This window comes from Bacillus crepusculi, from assembly GCF_014764715.1.
Taxonomy (GTDB): domain Bacteria; phylum Bacillota; class Bacilli; order Bacillales; family Bacillaceae; genus Bacillus.
Genome location: NZ_JACXXE010000004.1, coordinates 229,818 through 247,903, shown reverse-complemented (window position 1 = coordinate 247,903; position 18,086 = coordinate 229,818). Strand labels below are relative to the sequence as shown.

Genomic DNA, 18,086 nt, shown 5'->3' with positions numbered 1-18,086 from the left:
AGATCAAAAAGGAATGGAGTTGATTAGCGGCTCCATCCTTTTTTGAATCATCAAGTCATTTGTTCGATTTTCTCTCTAAACAACAGGAGGTGGCACTGCATGCGATATTTTCGTTTTTTATCAGAGGCGAGGCAGCACGATATTTTTTTGAAACAGCCGGCGGCGATTCATTCATTGACGCCAAAGCATGTACTTGCGCATGCATTAGGTGCTACTTTGTATATGCCTGCGACAAGACAGGATGTAGCAGACATGCTGCTTTCGCAGAAATATGAAGCGCTTTGCTCTGTTGTATTTTGTTTGGAGGATGCCATTGGTGATCAAGAAGTGGAGATGGCCGAACAGAATCTAGTGGCACAATTGGCCAGTCTCAAGGAGAAAATAACTCATGGTCCTGAAACAGCTGACCATTTGCCGCTTTTATTTATTCGGGTTCGTTCGCCGAAGCAGCTACTCAAAATGACCGGCTTGCTCGGTTCATCTCTACATTTACTCACGGGCTTTGTGTTCCCGAAGTGTTCGGTTCATAATGCGCAGGAATATTTGGACAGCCTGAAACGGGCTTCAGCACAAATGAAAAGGAAACTTTATGGGATGCCCATTTTGGAAACACCCGATTTATTAGAAAAAGAAACAAGATATGCAGTGTTGTCTGAGTTAAAGCAGATCATGCTAGGTAATGAGGAATATATTTTGAATATTCGCATTGGGGCAACGGATCTTTGCGGGTTGTATGGCATTCGCCGTGACCGCGACACGACCATCTATGAGATCAGATTGATTGCTGATTTGATCACAGATATCATCAATTATTTTGGTCGTTCTTTTGTGGTATCTGGTGCTGTATGGGAACATTTTGGCCCAGCGCGAAAAGAACAGAAGCCATTCATCCGTGCGCTTTCTAAGGGCGGCGAACCGCCTTCTTCTGATTTCGATGACATGCAAGGCTTACTCAAAGAGACAAGGCTAGATGTAGCAAACGGCATACATGGAAAGACAGTGATTCATCCAACACATCTTAAGCCAGTTCAAAGCATGTACGTTGTGACAAAGGAAGAGTATATGGATGCATTAAGCATTTTGGAACATGCAGACGGCACAGTTGGCGTGATGAAAAGTGCCTTCTCTAATAAAATGAATGAAACGAAGCCGCATTACCTGTGGGCAGAGAACATTTTAATAAAGTCAGACATTTACGGGGTGTTTCATGAAAATAGAAGCTATATCGACATACTCACAGAAGCAGAAGCTTCATACGCTGAACATCTTGGAACATATGGAGGTTGACCTTGACCTCAAAGAAAGTGCGCTTCAGCTGGAAAAAGAGCATCTTTTTGAGATGGCGGCAAGGGTGAACAAAAAACGAGCCTTTTTATTCGTTAGTAAGGTGCTCGGTAAGCACATTCCTGTTCATCCAGTGAAACCGCTTCTTGTCTCGGGTCTTTTGGCCATGGCTTATGCCAAGGAGCAAACGGGCAAGACGCCCCTGCATCAAGACCGTCTAGTAGAAGCACTTAAGACGGATGACCACGCGGCGTTAACTGAAGCCTATGAAGCGCTCAAAAAAGAGAAGCTGTCGGCAGGCAAACAGCCGATTGTGATCGGTTTTGCTGAAACGGCCACCGCTCTTGGTCATGGTGTGTATGATGTGATAGAAGGCGCATCTTACATTCATACGACACGTGAACAGCTGCTGGATCTTGACCCATCATTGGTATTTGAAGAGGAACATTCACATGCAACGGATCAGCTTTGTTATGCAGACGAAGCATTACTTCGTACAGACCGCCCCATTGTATTAGTAGATGATGAAGTCACGACAGGCCGTACAAATATCAACATCATTCGGGACCTTCATGCAAAGTACCCGCGTCATTCTTATACCATTCTTTCCATTTTGGATTGGCGGACAGAGGAGCACGAGGAAGCTATGTGTCAGCTTCAAGAAGAGCTTGGTATTCACATCACAGCATTGTCTTTATTAAAAGGGAAGATGGTTTTTCGGGGCAAAACATTGGATGAGCCTGCTTATTCATATGAAATGACTGAGCAAGAGAATAGACCCGCTCTCTCTTTTCATTCCCTTCAATCTTTCTTTAAGCAACTGCCATATTCCCTTTCACATGCAACAAATTTGGCTGGTCATACGCCATATATACATGAAACAGGTCGTTTTGGTTTAAGCGCAGCGGATACGGAAGCCATCGATCAAGCAGCTGCTGAGGCTGGGCTGAAGCTAAAGCAGGAGCGAAAAGGGAAACAGACACTTTGTTTAGGAACAGGCGAGCTGATGTATGTGCCGATGAGACTGGCAGCACATATGGGGGATGGCGTTCTCTTTCATTCAACGACGAGAAGTCCAATCCATCCCGTTGAAAAGGCTGGATATGCTGTTCAAAATGGGTTTACCTTTGTAAGTCCAGAGGATGCCCGAATTCAGCACTATGTGTACAACATACCAAAAGATCAATACGATGATGTGTTTCTCTTTTTCGAGAAAAAGGTCTCTCAGGAGGCATTGCTTCCGCTTGTTCACTTATTTGCCGAGCGGCATGTGAAGCATGTGCATATTGTGACTTTATCAGATGAGGTGAAGGTGAATGGCTAATGTGTCTACAAAGATGGGAAGCTATCCGGAGCAGGATGTAACCTTCTTACTCAAGGATTTATCATCCATTGAGATGGAGAAAAGTACAGAGGAGCGGGAGCGTTCGATTCAAAGTGGTGCGCATTATTCAGAAATGCTGCCAATTGAGTATAAGCCGACGGCATCTTATATGACTTTATTCTATCAATCTCTTGAAGAGAGTAAGGAAAAGGTAGCAGAAGCAGTAGCTGTTGTCGCAGAACAGATTGTGAAAAAGCGAGGCTTTCAAACGGTGCTTTGCAGTTTGGCTAGAGCGGGAACGCCGATTGGGGTGCTTATTAAACGATATATTCGAAAGACATATGGTCTCGATCTACCGCATTACAGCATCTCGATTATTCGTGACCGCGGAATAGATGAGAATGCGCTGCATTATATGCTCAAAGAACATCCAGGCTTTGAGATTGCCTTTATTGATGGGTGGACTGGAAAAGGCGCAATTTCGAAAGAGCTTCAACAAGCAGTGATTGATGTTGAAAAAAAGTATGGTGTTCGTCTCTCGAGTGAACTGGCTGTACTGGCTGATCCTGGTTATTGTACAAATGTATACGGAACGAGAGAGGACTTTCTCATTCCAAGTGCTTGCCTGAATTCGACGGTATCTGGACTTGTCAGTCGTACGGTATTAAACAACCGCTGGATCAATGCCGATGATTTCCATGGAGCCAAGTATTACAAAGAGCTACTGGATGAGGATGTGTCCAATCTGTATGTGGATACGATTGAAGAGGCATTTTCTGGGCTCGGACCGCGTGTAAAAGAGAAAGCAGAGACCATTCTCACGCAAGGGGCGCCTGCTGACTGGCGGGGGATGATGTCTATTGAAGCGATCGGTCAGGAATTTGGAATTGAAAATACACATTTGATTAAGCCGGGTGTTGGTGAGACGACCCGCGTGCTGCTCAGAAGAATCCCTTGGAAAATCCTCATTCAGCCTGGGTCTCAGGAGAAGCTGAAGCATATTTTGCTATTGGCAGAGGACAGAGGTGTTCCGGTTATTGAATATGCGAATATGTCCTACACATGCTGCGGATTGATTCGCCCAATGGAGCAATCGTCATGAAGACATGTGCATTTGCCAGTGATTTAGACCGGACACTGATTTACTCACATCGAGTGCTGGATCAGTATGAGTATGAAGGAGATTATGATTTAGTTGAGGTGCTGGATGACCGGCCGCTTTCCTATATGTCGGTTGAAACGAAAAAGTCCTTACAGACGATTCATCAATCAGGCTGGTTCATCCCAGTGACGACACGAACGACCGCCCAGTATGAACGAATCACCTTCTTTCAACAAGAGCTTACACCGGCGTATGCCGTCACGACAAATGGGGGCTGTATCCTTCATCACGGCAAGCCGCTTGAGGATTGGCAGGTCATTGTAGATGAGAGACTCAGAGAGTGTATGCCAGTCAGAGAGATGCTGAGAGCTATCTCTCAACTACCGGTGGCGGCATGGGTCAAGCGCACCCGGACAGCCGAGGGAAGATTTCTTTATTTGATCATGAAAGACGAGTATCTGTCTCACATTCCACTTACTGAATTGAAGCTGTGGGGCGAGGAGAGAGGCTGGCAGGTTTCACTTCAGGGCCGGAAGCTTTATTTTATTCCGCAGCCGCTCAATAAGTGGGCTGCTGTTGCTTTTCTAAAGGAACGGCTGGAGCTTGAATATGTATATGGTGCGGGTGATTCCCTCTTAGATGCAGGTCTCATTCGACAGGCAGATATGGGCTTTGCCCCAAGGCATGGAGAAGTGCTCGACTTTGATCCATCACTTGAGCCCACGACAGCATCTGGCATGGCAGCAGCAGATGAAATCGCCGCATATGTCGCAGAGCAGATGATCACTGGAAAAAAGCCTTCGATTCGATAGCAGAAGTAGAAGGCTGAATGATATGATAGTAGTAGCTTTCGAGAAAATATAGGAGAAAGGAAGGAGCGGCGTGAGTTATAAAGAAATCAATGTTACCCATACACGGGCGGAGCAGGAAGCCTGGAAAAACGTGCTAGAAAAGCCGCTCCCTGAACGAGATGGTTATGTAAGGGACGAGCATACGTTATCCTTACCGCATCTCGCCGCCCGGGTCCTTGGAACTCCGCATGATGCAACCGATTATTTTATTTATTTACATGAATTATATGAAAAAGAAGGCATGCATCTTTTAAGTGAAACACTCAATCGTCATATTGAGCCGGAGCATTTTCAAGCGCTCCAACGAATTCATTTGATTAACCAAGAAGAAAAGGGGTTGTCTGTGAATCGCTTTGTGGCTTTTTTAGATGGCGAACAGTTGATTGTACGCCATCCAAACCCTGTGATGAACCGGCATATCCGCCTTTCATTAATCAAGGTGTTTGAGCATTTCAAGCAGCTGCATGAGGGCGGGTTTCAGCATCCTGATTTCCGCCGGGTCCTACTAGATGTGGTGAAGTTTTCAAATAATCATCTAGGCCCGTGGCTGAAGGAAGTCAATATAGAAGAAAAAATGCCGGCAGTCATTTGGTATGGAGAGGCGAATAAAAGTCAGCTTTATTTTCTTTACTATGTCATGCTAATTGGCTGTGATGTTGTGCTATTTCATCCAGAGGGCAAGGATGTATTCCGCGAATTAGATCCAGAAGAAAAGCTGACTTTTATTGATCAGTATCCGGGTAGTTCAAAGCTTGAGCCGTTTCCTACTGAAAAGCCTGAGAGGAAATCAACGGTGGCGTACCGTTCGACAAGAGAGCTTGAAGAGGTGCTTCACACAGAAGATTCCATGCTGTATAAACCGTGGCAATTCAGAGATCATACCCCTCAATCCATTACGCTGAAGACAACGTATGATGAGCTGTTTTTAATTGCGAAGGAACGTTCCTTTATCCGTCCTAATTTTAAAGCAGACAGGGACAAGATACAGATCCCAAACCTTTTTGCGAAAATGATGGGTGTCACGCGAGACAAACGTGAATACTGGGATCGTATCCACACATTGATGGAGTGGAAAGAGACGAAGACCATTCGCCATTTCCCTTTTACGAAAGAAGTGTCTTCGAATTATCAATTTCATTATCAGCATGCACTTTCTCCTTCTGGAGAGATTGACCCTGAATTATTAATGAAAAGCAATGTGTGGCAGTTTTCTCATCTATATGAAGGCACACAACGGGCGATAGCAGAGGCGATATCTCGAATCTGTCAGCATCCGAAGCTATTAAAAGAAGGCAATGAGACCGAATTAGATGTTCGCATTTATTTATTCAAGCAGGCTCTGCATATGAGTCAGGATCTCATTGAACTGATTCAAACCTTTGATTATGCACAAACCGTACCGAAAGTGATTTTATACCATACGGAATATAATGGTGAGCTGACTCGTTCTGATGCGGCTGCCCTGATTTTCCTAAATGAAATGGGTGTGGATCTCTTCGTGTATCATCCGGCGGGATATCAGTGTATCGAACGGTATATAGATGACCAATTATTTGATACCCATTGGCTCGATGAAATGGTCATGAACCAGGAGTTTAAAGAGCCGTCTATCGTCAGAAAGTTATTTCAATCCATTAAAAACCGATAAGGAGATCAAAGCTTATGACAAACACAAACGGAAATGACATCATTTCAATTGATAAAGAGGAAATCACCATTGAGAAGGCAGATGACATTCGCGTTCAGCTTCGAAATGAACCAGAAGTGCAGAATATTGCGAGACAGATTGATGCGAAAAATCAGCTTGAGCTGCTTGAATACGGAAAGCAGCCGGCCGTCGAAATCTCTAAATTCTCTGATCGTATCCTTTCCATGATGCGCTCAACAAGTGTCACAGACTCAGGAACGATGCTCACGCAGCTTGGAAAGATTATGGATCGCTTTGATAAGAATGATTTTGACGAGCCAAAGGGTGGTTTGTTATCAAAAATCTTTAAGCGCGGCGGTAGCATGATCGAAAAGATTTTCAGTAAATATCAAACGCTCGGTGCGGAGATTGAAAAAATCAATGTGGAAATCAGTAAATATAAAGACGAAATGACCAAATCGACTGTGACGCTTGAAGAAATGTATGAGCATAACATTCAATACTATATGGAGCTTGAAAAGTATGTCGTAGCGGGTCAAATGAAAATTGAAGAATTAAAGCAATTGGTTCCTTCTTATGAAGAAAAAGCGGCTAGTGGAAACCAGCTGGCACAAATGGAGCTTGATACGCTTCGTAATGGCATTCAAGCGCTTGAAGAGCGTGTATATGACCTTGATATGGCACGGATGGTGGCTCTTCAAACGGCACCGCAAATCCGTTTGCTGCAGCGTGGGAATACGAAATTAATCGGGAAAATCAACTCTGCGTTCATCATCACCATTCCAATTTTCAAAAATGGCATCATTCAAGCTGTCACAGCGAAAAGACAAAAGCTTGTGGCTGATTCAATGAGTGAGCTGGACAGAAGAACAAATGAAATGCTGAAACGAAATGCTGAAAATATCTCTAGTCAAAGTGTTGAGATTGCCAAGTTATCAGGCCGTCCAAGTATCGACATAGAGACGATTGAATCCTCCTTTAATACGATTGTACAGGGGATGAAAGAGACGAAGCAGATCGAAGAGGAAAACAAACGATTACGCGAAGATGGAACAAAACGTATGCTTGAGCTTCAAGATAATATTAAGCGGGCTGCCCTAGAGTCCTAAAAAATGAGCTGTCTGTAACTAAAGTTGCAGGCAGTTGTTTTATTTTTTTATTAAAATTTGAGGGAATTGGTTTTTATGTGACCATTATCGGGTAAATCCTGTTCAGGGGAATGGTTCACCCATGAATGAAAAAGTCCGTTGTCATGAGCATTCGACTTATTTTTAGCACAATTAGGAATTTCCGGTAAAATATTGTCTGATGAGAGAAAATACCCCGTAAAATATGTAGTTTATGAAGCATTCTATAGGATTTACGAGTAATACGGCGTATAAACTCTAATCACCAGACCTCTATATGGAATTCATACATATTGTACGGAAATAAGCGAATTCTAAAGATTGTTCGCATCATAACGCTTATGTTACGGTTATAAAGATGCTAATTTGGAGGGAAAATATGAATTCTGAAGAGAGAAATATCAAAATCAAGATAAATAATGTATCTAAAATTTTCGGTAAAAATGCTAAAAAAGCATCTCAAATGCTTGAAAAAGGGAAAACAAAAAGAGAGATCCTGAAAGAGACCGGCGCAACAGTTGGTGTCAATCGAGCAAATTTTGATGTGTATGACGGCGAGATATTTGTCATCATGGGGCTATCAGGGAGCGGAAAGTCCACACTTGTGCGGCTGCTAAATAGGTTAATTGAACCAACCTCCGGAGAAATATTTATTGATGGGGATATGATAACAAATATGTCAAAGGATCAATTGCGTGAAGTGAGACGGAAAAAGATCAGCATGGTTTTCCAAAACTTCGCATTGTTCCCGCATCGTACAATTCTTGAGAACACGGAGTACGGACTTGAATTGCAAGGTGTAGAAAAAGAAGAGCGCCGCGCAAAAGCGCTTGAATCTTTAAAGCTTGTTGGACTTGAAGGCTTTGAAGAGCAATACCCAAATCAATTAAGTGGTGGGATGCAGCAGCGTGTTGGATTGGCTCGTGCATTAGCAAATGACCCTGACATTTTATTAATGGATGAAGCATTCAGTGCACTAGATCCATTAATTCGTAAAGATATGCAGGATGAATTGCTTGAGCTTCATACGTCTGTAGGAAAAACGATTATTTTCATTACCCATGACTTAGATGAAGCGCTTCGTATTGGTGACCGCATTGTCCTGATGAAGGACGGAAATATCGTTCAAATCGGGACACCAGAAGAAATTCTAATGAATCCATCGAATGAATATGTAGAACGTTTCGTAGAAGATGTGGATCTTTCTAAAGTATTAACCGCTGGTCATATTATGAAACGTGCAGAAACGGTTCAGATCGACAAAGGGGCTCGCGTTGCGCTCACACTTATGAAGAACCTTGGTATTTCGTCTATCTATGCAGTGGATAAGAAAAAGCATTTGTTAGGTGTTATTTCTGCACAAGCAGCGAAAAAGGCGGCGGAAACAGGTGCGTCGCTTGAAACAGTTCTTGATAAAGAATTCACGACGGTATTGGAATCTACGTATTTGACAGAAATCTTTGATGCAGTGTCTGATGCGGCAAACATTCCAATTGCAGTTGTAGATGAGAAAAACAGAATGAAGGGTATTGTGGTCAGAGGTGCATTAATTGGTGCATTATCAGGTAATGATGAGTATATCAACATGTCTTCTAACAAGCTTGAGGAAATAAAAACACAAGAGCCTTCTGCACAGGAGGTAGAATAAGATGTTTAGTATGAGTGATTTACCTAGAATTCCGTTCGCGGATTATATCGATCGATTTGTTGACTGGTTAACATTAACCTTTGGTGGTTTCTTTGATGGCATAACAAATGGATTAGCTGGAACGGTGAATGGAATTGTGGCAGCACTTGGCGTCATTCCATCCATTATTTTAACACTTATCTTTGCTGGCATCGCTTGGTGGATCAGTACAAGAGGAGTTGCTCTTTTCACACTTATTGGATTCTTGCTGATCGACTATTTAGGCTACTGGCAGCCAATGCTTCAAACACTTGCACTTGTTCTAACAGCTGTGGTCATTTCTATCGTGATCGGGGTTCCGATTGGTATATGGGCATCACAGAAGGAAACTGTGCGTAAAATTGTCACACCTATTTTAGACTTAATGCAGACAATGCCTGCATTCGTTTATCTTTTACCAGCGATCTTCTTCTTTAATATTGGAGTTGTTCCTGGGGTTGTGGCATCGGTTATTTTCTCCATGCCGCCAACGATTCGTATGACGATTCTCGGTATTAAACAAGTACCAGCGGATTTAATTGAAGCGACAGAAGCATTTGGTTCAACAACATTCCAGCGTTTATTCAAAGTGCAGCTTCCACTAGCAACAAAAACCATTCTAGCTGGGATCAACCAAAGTATTATGCTTGCTTTATCAATGGTCGTCATTGCGGCAATGGTAGGTGCACCAGGACTTGGTTCGGAAGTATATAGTGCGGTAACGCAGCTGAAAACAGGGATTGGTTTTGAAGCTGGTATTGCCATTGTTATTGTGGCGATTACACTTGACCGTATTACACAAAACATTAAAACGAAAAAAACCAGGGGGAATGCTTAATGTGGAAAAAGTCTCTCTACATTGGGATGACCGCCCTGCTTGTCTTTTTATTAGCCGCTTGTGGTGCACAATCAGATTCAAATGCGAGTGCAGCACAGCAGGTCAATAAAACCATTATCGGGATTGATCCGGGTTCAGGTATTATGGCTCTAACAGATCAAGCGAAAAAGGATTACGGCTTAGAGGATTGGACGGTTGTGTCTGCATCAAGTGCAGCCATGACAGCAACGCTCAAAAAATCTTATGACCGTAAAAAGCCAATAATTATCACTGGCTGGAATCCACACTGGATGTTTTCCCGCTATGATTTAAAATATTTAAAAGATCCAAAGAAATCTTACGGTGAAGCGGAAGAAATTCATACGATTTCACGTAAAGGATTTGCAAAGGATCAACCGGAAGCAGCCAAAATGCTTAGTCAGTTTAAATGGTCTCAAGATGACATGGGTGAAGTCATGATTGATATCCAAGATGGTGTCAAACCAAAGGATGCCGCCATGAAATATGTGAAAAAGCATAAAGACCAAGTAGCGAAATGGACAAAAGGCGTGAAAAAGTCAAATGGTGACAAAATCAATCTTGCCTATGTCGCGTGGGATAGTGAGATTGCAAGTACCAATGTGGCAGCAGAAGTATTGCGTGAACTCGGGTTTAAAGTGACCTTGACTCAGGTTGAAGCAGGTCCAATGTGGACAGCAATTGCAACCGGAAGTGCTGATGCATCATTATCTGCATGGCTGCCAAATACGCATAAAACGTATGCAGCGAAGTTTAAAGGGAAATATGATGACCTCGGTACAAGCATGAAGGGTCTTCGAATGGGTCTCGTTGTTCCGACATATATGAAGAACGTGAATTCCATTGAGGATTTGAAAAAATAGCCAATTGTATAACAGTTCCCTTATAATAGAAGGGAGCATATGGAAAAAGCAGTCTGCTCAAAAAGCGGCTGCTTTTTTCTTATACATAAGGATGGTGGACGAGTTGTCGATGATGGATATGGATAAGCCAATCATGATTTTTCTACATGGCGGAGGAGTAAGCAGCTGGATGTGGAAGGAACAGATGGAAGCATTTAAAGAAACGTATGATTGCTATACCCCTGATCTCATCGGTCACGGGACTAGAGCAAATGAACAGCTATTTTCCATGCGAGAAAGCACCCGTGAGATCATCTCATGGGTTGAAGAGCATGCGCACGGCCGTACAGTCATTCTCGTAGGGTTCTCTCTAGGTGCGCAGATTGCCGTTGATGTGTTATCGAGAGAGCCAGACCTCATAGACATCGCCGTGATCAATAGCGCCCTAGTGATGCCATTGCCGTGGCTCTACTTGATGGTGAAGCCCATTTTACCTCTTATGTACCCGTTATTAAAGAAGGATTGGTTTATCCAGCTCCAAGCTGAAAAGATGGGGCTTCCAACCTATGTGCTGGAAAGCTATGCGGCTGATTCAAAACATCTGCGGAAGGAAACCCTTCTTACGATGTTTCAAGAAAACCTGCATTACAAGCTTCCAGACACGTTTCAACAAGCGAAGGCGAGGATTCTTGTCACAGTGGGAGAAAAGGAAAAAGGCATCATGAAACGGTCAGCGAAAAAAATAACGAATGCACACCCAAAGGCAAAAGGATTCATCGTTCCAGCCATTGGGCATACATTTACATTTGAAAAGAAGGACCTCTTTACCGAAATGATCAAATGCTTTGTAGAGGCGCGTGAGTTACCAGCAGAATTAGAAGAAATCAGGTAGTCAAGCCATGAGAAAGGGAAGGCAGGCACAAAAGAGGCAAGCGTTTCTTAGAACTTGTATGATATAGGTATAAAACGCTTACAGTCGAGCCGCTGTATGAATGGGGGCTTGCAAGCCATAGAAGGAGGAGCCAATGAGTAAAAACTATATCATATTCGGCGCAAGTCAAGGATTAGGGGACGCTTTTGTGAAAGGTCTTCCTTCAAGTGGAGATACAGTTTGGATTGTGTCGCGAAGTGAACCAAGTAGTTTGAACATAGATGACGGAGTACATAGAATTTGGCTGAAAATCGATTTATCAAGCCAAACCCATATCCCTTTTATGCTCGAAGCATTGGAGAACAAGACCATTGATGTACTGATTTATAACGTCGGTTTATGGGAGAAACGAGGCTTTGAGGACGATTACTCATTCGATCAGGATCAGCCAGAGGATATCGCTCATTTAATCAATGTGAATGTGACTTCAACGATTACCTACATCCAAGCATTGCTTCCGCACGTAAGGAAATCGAAGAATGGAAAGATGATTGTGGTTGGCTCGACTGCGGGACTCGACCATACGAACCTGTCGCAGGTTTCCTTTGTTGCGTCTAAATTTGGCTTGCGCGGGATCGTGAATGCTCTTAGAGAGCACGTGAGAAAAGATAAAATATCCGTCACTTGTATCAATCCGGGAGAGCTGGCGGCGGAAGTCCCATATGAGGATGGAGCAGAAAAAGCCATCTCATTATATGATGAAACGAGAATACCTGTACAAGATATTGTGGAGCTTGCGAGATGTGTGATTCATTTATCAAGGGTATCCTGTGTGAAAGAAATCAATGTCCCAGCAATGACAGATTTGAATGCTTAATCATAAGTAGACCACCCGCCTTGAAGACGGGTGGCTTTTTTATTTTATTACGATGACTGTTGCTGAAGCGTTTTGTATACAGCCTCAGTCAATATCTCAATGCCGGTAAAGATAGCAGAGCGGTCGAATGTCATATAAGGATGGTGGAGACCTGGTGTTAAATCACAGCCTAATCCGAGCATCGTGGATTTGATATGCGGAACTTTTGCTGCATAAAAGTGAAAGTCCTCTCCGCCTGTTGTCACGATGGGCGGGTCGAGCTGTTCTTTGCCTAAAACGTGTTCAATCGCATTAGACATGATTTGAACGGCATCCTCATTTAATGTCGCCGCTGGTAAACGGTGATCTGTTGAAAGTGTAATAGAAGCGCCGAAGGCATCTGCTACAGAATGAACGGCTCTTTCAATTTCCTTTTCAAGTTCATCCATCACTTCGTTTGTTTGTGCTCGAACATCTAATGTAAAGGATGCCTTTCCAGGTATGATGTTTGAGCTGCCGCCCCCAGCGTTTAGATTGGTCATTTTCACAGAATGCGCGACTCTTGGATCGACATGGATATGCGCCAGTCTTTGCACGAGGGTAGATGCGACTTCAATGACGTTGACCCCAAGGTGCGGGCGTGCACCGTGTGCTTCCTCCCCTAGAATGGTCCCGACGTAATGATTACTTGATCCATGCAAAATGGCAGGAGCGCAGCGTCCGTTTAAGGTTTCTTGAATTGGGCGCACATGCACCCCGTATAAATAATCGACGTCAGCTAACACACCTTTTTCGATCATCTTTAAAGCGCCGCCGCCTCTTTCTTCAGCAGGCTGAAAAATGAATCGGATCGTGCCACTTGGGAGTTCTTTTTCTTTCAATGCCATGAATGTCCCAAGTGCCATCGTCATATGTGCATCGTGTCCGCATGAATGGTTGGCTTGGAAAACGCCATCTACTTCCTGCCAGAGGGCGTCAATATCGGCTCTCACAGCAACCACTGGTGCGCCTTCCCCAATTTCACCGATTACCCCTGTACAGTCTTCAAATGTTCTCGTTTTACAGCCTAATTTCTTTAATAGATCTTCAATATAAGCCGTCGTATTTGTCTCTTCCCAGCTGATTTCTGGATGGGCGTGCAGATGTTCAAAGATGTCTGTCACGGTTTGTTTCATCTCGTTTGTCAAAGTTGTCATGAGAAGCCTCCTTGCTGACAGATAATCTGCCAAAACATTCTTTTAGTGAAATAATATTGATCTTAAATATCATCAGTGTTTATAATATAACACATCATTTGATTATTCAGAAAATTAAGTGAAATAGAGGTCGGGATAAAGGGGTTTTGACAGATGAAAACAGCGACAGTATCAGCACCTAAGAAACAAAAAAGAAAACTTCAGATGCCGGATGCGTATGTGCTCTTATTTATGATTGCACTGATTTGTACCATTGCAACGTATTTTGTACCAGCGGGTGAGTTTGATCGAAAGACATCAGGGGAGATCACAACAGCCGTTCCTGGCAGCTATCATCGTATTGATCAATCACCAGTGAGTGCGGTTGGATTTTTCACAGCCATTCAAGAAGGAATGGTGGGGTCATCTTCCATTATTTTTCTGATTCTATTTACTGGCGGAACCATTGCAATCTTGGAGAAGACAGGTGCCATTAACGGAATGATTCACCATGTCATCAGCCGGTTTCAAACGAAGCAATTATTGTTTATTTGTATTGTCGGGGGATTATTTTCTGTGCTTGGGACGACTGGAATTGTCGTGAACTCTGTCATTGGGTTTATTCCAATCGGCATCATTGTGGCACGTTCCTTGAAGTGGGACGCTGTGGCGGGAGCGGCGGTCATTTACATCGGCTGCTATGCCGGTTTTAACGCTACGATTTTATCTCCATCTCCATTAGGCTTATCTCAAACGATTGCAGAGCTGCCGATCTTTTCTGGAATTGGCCTTCGTGTCATTATTTATCTTTGCTTTCTGATTTCTAGTATTGTGTACATCTACTTATATACAAAACGACTGAAGAACAAAGAGAAGGGAAGCCTTCTTGGCGATCAATGGTTTCCCGCTAAGGGACTTGGAGGAGCCGATACGGAATCAGTGGACAAGCCTGACTTTACCGGAAGACATAAGCTGATTTTAGCGGTGTGTGGTTTGTCACTTGGCGGATTTTTATATGGCGCACTTCAGCTTGGCTGGACCGATAAGGAAATGGCGGGTGTGTTTATTTTTATGGCGATCGCTGCTGGACTGCTCGGCGGATTGGCGGCCAATGATATTGCAAAAACGTTTATTGTCGGCTGTCAAAGCCTTGTATACGGTGCACTGATTGTCGGGATGGCACGATGCATTTCAGTCATTTTAGAAAACGGTAAGCTGCTTGATACTGTGGTCAATGGCTTAGCGAGTATGCTGACAGGATTTAGCCCGATTGCTGGAGCGATTGGGATGTATATTGCGAGTGCGCTTCTACACTTTTTGATTTCATCAGGATCAGGAGAAGCAGTTGTTTTTATTCCGATTCTTGCGCCGCTCGCTGATTTAATGGGCATCACAAGACAGGTAGCTGTAGAAGCAGTGATGCTTGGAGAAGGCGTAGTCAACTGCGTCAATCCGACATCCGGTGTGTTGATGGCTGTGCTTGCTGCAAGTGGTATTCCTTATGTGAAGTGGCTGCGTTTTATGGTGCCGCTTGCGCTCATCTGGTTTGTCATCGGTCTTGTGTTTATTTGTATCGGCGTTATGATCAACTGGGGACCTTATTAAACATATAAAAAGCTGCCGGCAATTGTTTGGCAGCTTTTTTCTTGTGGAAATAATGTATGGAGACAGCGCTTTGAAAGCACAATAAGTGTGTTCACAAATTCGCTACATATATTTTTTGAGCAACCCTCTTGCAAAAGTTTGTGAAGTGTTGCACAATAATAATGTGAAATACTTCACATACAAAAACAACCTAGTTTTACTCAGGAGGATGAGATAAATGACAAACGAGAAAGTAAACAAAGTAGCACTTATTGGAGCAGGTTTTGTCGGCAGCAGTTATGCCTTTACATTAATAAATCAAGCAATTACAGATGAATTAGTTGTGATTGATCTGAATCAAGACAAAGCAATAGGTGACGTCATGGATTTAAACCACGGGAAAGCATTTGCCCCGCATCCTGTGAATACGTGGTATGGAGATTATGAGGATTGTAAGGATGCAGATATTGTGTGTATCTGTGCTGGTGCGAACCAAAAGCCAGGTGAAACGAGACTTGACCTTGTTGAGAAAAATTTAAATATATTTAAAGGCATTGTAGACAATGTGATGAAAAGCGGATTCGATGGTATTTTCTTAGTTGCCACAAACCCTGTTGATATTTTGACATATGCAACTTGGAAATTCAGTGGACTTCCAAAAGAACGAGTGATTGGCAGTGGGACCACTCTTGATACCGCAAGATTTAGATATATGCTCAGTGAGTATTTTGAAGCAGCGGCACATAACGTACATGCGTACATCATTGGAGAGCATGGGGATACAGAGCTTGCTGTTTGGAGTCATGCGAATATCGGAAGTGTACCGATTACAGAATTAATGAAGAGAAATGATCAATACAAACAAGAAGACTTAGATGACATCATGGAAAATGTCCGTCATGCTGCTTATCAAATCATTGAGAAAAAGGGCGCCACTTACTACGGCGTAGCCATGAGTTTAGCCCGCATCACAAGAGCAATCCTGCACAATGAAAACAGCATTTTGACTGTCAGCACTTACTTAGATGGAGAGTACGGAGCAGAGGATGTCTACATTGGAGTACCTGCCCTTGTGAATCGAAATGGCGCAACAGAAGTGATGGAGCTTGCACTGAACGACACAGAAAAAGAAAAATTCGCACACAGTGTGAATGTGTTAAAAGAGATTTTGGCTCCTCATTTTTAAGCAATCAAAGGCAACCTATCTGAGCAGAAAAGGATGAATCACTATGTGGCAGCAAATATATGATCCGTTTGGTAATGAGTTCGTCAGTGCATTGGTGGCAATGCTTCCGATTTTGTTTTTCCTACTTGCATTAACCGTATTTAAGTTAAAAGGTGTTCTAGCCGCTTGTTTTACCTTAATCGTCAGTTTTGTTACAGCTGTTTTCTTCTTTCATATGCCAGTTGAAAAGGCGCTATCTGCTGTGCTGCTCGGTATATCTAGTGGGCTGTGGCCGATTGGATATATCGTCATCATGGCGGTATGGCTCTATAAAATTGCTGTGAAATCTGGAAAATTTGATGTCATTCGTTCTAGTATTGCAGGAATCTCTCAAGATCAACGTCTTCAGCTCTTATTAATTGGTTTTAGCTTTAACGCATTTTTAGAGGGAGCCGCTGGGTTTGGTGTGCCGATTGCGATCAGTGCCGCTCTCTTGACAGAGCTTGGGTTTAAACCGCTGAAAGCTGCGATGCTCTGCTTAATTGCGAATGCTGCGTCTGGCGCATTTGGTGCAGTGGGCATCCCGGTCATTACAGGGGCACAAATGGGCAATATGACGCCGCTTGCATTATCTCAAACCCTTGTATATACGATCCCGTTTCTTTCATTCTGTATTCCTTTTCTTCTCATACTCATTGTAGATGGCTTCAAAGGAATGAAAGAAACACTGCCAGCCTTGCTTGTTGTGAGTGGAAGCTATGCCATTTTACAGGCTGTCACAATGGTGACGATGGGTCCTGAGCTTGCCAACATTATTTCTGCCTTAGCAAGTATGGGCATTTTGACTTTATTTCTTCGAAAATGGCAGCCAAAACACATTTATCGAGAAGAAGGAGCGCCAGCGATTGAACAAAAGCAAACGTATCGTGGCGTTGAAGTGCTGAAAGCATGGTCTCCGTTCTATATTTTAACCGCCGTTATTACGGTTTGGAGTCTGCCAGCATTTAAAGCATTGTTTGCTGTAGGCGGCCCGCTCAACTGGACGACGATTTTAGTGAAAATGCCGTTTCTGCATCAGCAAATTGTGAAATTACCACCCATTGCACAAACAGAAACACCTATAGATGCCATCTTTAAAATAGATGTCATCAGTGCAACAGGTACCGCCATTTTGATTGCAGTGATGCTGACAGGGTTGTTTAGCAGACATATTACATTAACAGAAGGCGCTGCCTGCTTAAAAGCAGCGGTGAAGGAGCTTTGGGTGCCTGTTCTTACCATTTGTTTTGTGATGGGCTTTGCTAACTTGGCGAACTTCGCTGGACTAAGTTCAGCTATTGGGCTTGCACTTGCCAAAACAGGTGATTTGTTCCCGCTTGTCAGCCCAGTGCTTGGGTGGATCGGCGTGTTTATTACGGGGTCTGTCGTGAGTAACAATGCCTTATTCGGTAACCTTCAAGCGGTCACTGCTTCTCAAATTGGTTCACAGGCAGGTTTGTTAATCGGGGCGAATACGACCGGTGGTGTGATGGCGAAGTTAATTTCTCCACAATCAATCGCCATCGCTACAGCAGCTGTTGGAGAAACAGGTAAAGAATCTGAGCTCTTTCAAAAGACCGTGAAGTACAGCTTCATCCTGCTCGGCATTGTGTGTGTATGGACATTCATTCTTGCTCAATTTGTATAGGTTCATAGATTGATTTAAAAAAGACTGAGAGCTTTCTCAGTCTTTTTT

At 43.4% G+C, this 18,086-nt stretch carries 15 protein-coding genes; 14 read left to right on the top strand and 1 reads right to left on the bottom strand.

Going from position 1 to position 18,086, the window contains the following annotated elements; all coding sequences use genetic code 11:
• The first annotated feature begins 99 nt into the window (after nt 1-99).
• From IEE86_RS10115 to IEE86_RS10065, 11 genes are all read left to right on the top strand, one after another.
• Nucleotides 100-1,287, top strand: a complete 1,188-nt coding sequence (locus IEE86_RS10115; RefSeq protein ID WP_191097106.1) for an HpcH/HpaI aldolase/citrate lyase family protein — start codon at nt 100-102, stop codon at nt 1,285-1,287.
• Nucleotides 1,277-2,608 (top strand): phosphoribosyltransferase family protein, encoded by a 1,332-nt coding sequence (locus IEE86_RS10110; RefSeq protein WP_191097158.1) that lies wholly within the window; start codon nt 1,277-1,279, stop codon nt 2,606-2,608. Before IEE86_RS10115 ends, IEE86_RS10110 begins: the two co-directional genes overlap by 11 nt.
• Nucleotides 2,601-3,710: a cysteine protease StiP family protein gene (locus IEE86_RS10105; protein ID WP_191097105.1), complete on the top strand. Its 1,110-nt coding sequence runs from the start codon at nt 2,601-2,603 to the stop codon at nt 3,708-3,710. The genes IEE86_RS10110 and IEE86_RS10105 overlap by 8 nt, the downstream gene beginning before the upstream one ends.
• Nucleotides 3,707-4,522: an HAD family hydrolase gene (locus IEE86_RS10100; protein WP_191097104.1), complete on the top strand. Its 816-nt coding sequence runs from the start codon at nt 3,707-3,709 to the stop codon at nt 4,520-4,522. Before IEE86_RS10105 ends, IEE86_RS10100 begins: the two co-directional genes overlap by 4 nt.
• A gap of 70 nt (nt 4,523-4,592) precedes the next feature.
• Complete coding sequence (locus IEE86_RS10095) at nt 4,593-6,209, top strand: YceG family protein (RefSeq protein WP_191097103.1); 1,617 nt, start codon at nt 4,593-4,595, stop codon at nt 6,207-6,209.
• Nucleotides 6,210-6,223: 14 nt separating this feature from the next.
• The gene (locus tag IEE86_RS10090) at nt 6,224-7,318 is read left to right on the top strand and encodes a toxic anion resistance protein (protein WP_034283225.1); all 1,095 of its coding nucleotides are present in this window, start codon (nt 6,224-6,226) and stop codon (nt 7,316-7,318) included.
• 397 nt (nt 7,319-7,715) lie between these two features.
• Nucleotides 7,716-8,984, top strand: a complete 1,269-nt coding sequence (gene opuAA, locus IEE86_RS10085) for a glycine/proline betaine ABC transporter ATP-binding protein OpuAA (protein ID WP_191097102.1) — start codon at nt 7,716-7,718, stop codon at nt 8,982-8,984.
• 10 nt (nt 8,985-8,994) lie between these two features.
• Nucleotides 8,995-9,840: a glycine/proline betaine ABC transporter permease subunit OpuAB gene (gene opuAB, locus IEE86_RS10080; protein WP_142946592.1), complete on the top strand. Its 846-nt coding sequence runs from the start codon at nt 8,995-8,997 to the stop codon at nt 9,838-9,840.
• Nucleotides 9,840-10,721 (top strand): glycine betaine ABC transporter substrate-binding protein, encoded by an 882-nt coding sequence (locus tag IEE86_RS10075; protein WP_191097101.1) that lies wholly within the window; start codon nt 9,840-9,842, stop codon nt 10,719-10,721. The genes opuAB and IEE86_RS10075 overlap by 1 nt, the downstream gene beginning before the upstream one ends.
• A 109-nt stretch (nt 10,722-10,830) precedes the next feature.
• Nucleotides 10,831-11,592 (top strand): alpha/beta fold hydrolase, encoded by a 762-nt coding sequence (locus IEE86_RS10070; RefSeq protein ID WP_224740923.1) that lies wholly within the window; start codon nt 10,831-10,833, stop codon nt 11,590-11,592.
• A gap of 133 nt (nt 11,593-11,725) precedes the next feature.
• Entirely contained in the window at nt 11,726-12,448 is a 723-nt protein-coding gene (locus IEE86_RS10065; RefSeq protein ID WP_191097099.1) for an SDR family oxidoreductase, read from the top strand.
• 47 nt (nt 12,449-12,495) lie between these two features.
• Here the strand turns inward: IEE86_RS10065 and IEE86_RS10060 are convergent, their stop codons facing one another.
• Entirely contained in the window at nt 12,496-13,623 is a 1,128-nt protein-coding gene (locus IEE86_RS10060) for a M20 peptidase aminoacylase family protein (RefSeq protein ID WP_191097098.1), read from the bottom strand.
• A gap of 153 nt (nt 13,624-13,776) precedes the next feature.
• Between IEE86_RS10060 and IEE86_RS10055 the strand changes: the two genes are divergently transcribed.
• From IEE86_RS10055 to IEE86_RS10045, 3 genes are all read left to right on the top strand, one after another.
• Nucleotides 13,777-15,207 (top strand): YfcC family protein, encoded by a 1,431-nt coding sequence (locus IEE86_RS10055; protein WP_191097097.1) that lies wholly within the window; start codon nt 13,777-13,779, stop codon nt 15,205-15,207.
• A gap of 217 nt (nt 15,208-15,424) precedes the next feature.
• Nucleotides 15,425-16,372 (top strand): L-lactate dehydrogenase, encoded by a 948-nt coding sequence (locus IEE86_RS10050; RefSeq protein WP_191097096.1) that lies wholly within the window; start codon nt 15,425-15,427, stop codon nt 16,370-16,372.
• A gap of 43 nt (nt 16,373-16,415) precedes the next feature.
• Nucleotides 16,416-18,038, top strand: a complete 1,623-nt coding sequence (locus tag IEE86_RS10045; RefSeq protein WP_191097095.1) for an L-lactate permease — start codon at nt 16,416-16,418, stop codon at nt 18,036-18,038.
• Nucleotides 18,039-18,086 lie beyond the last annotated feature (48 nt).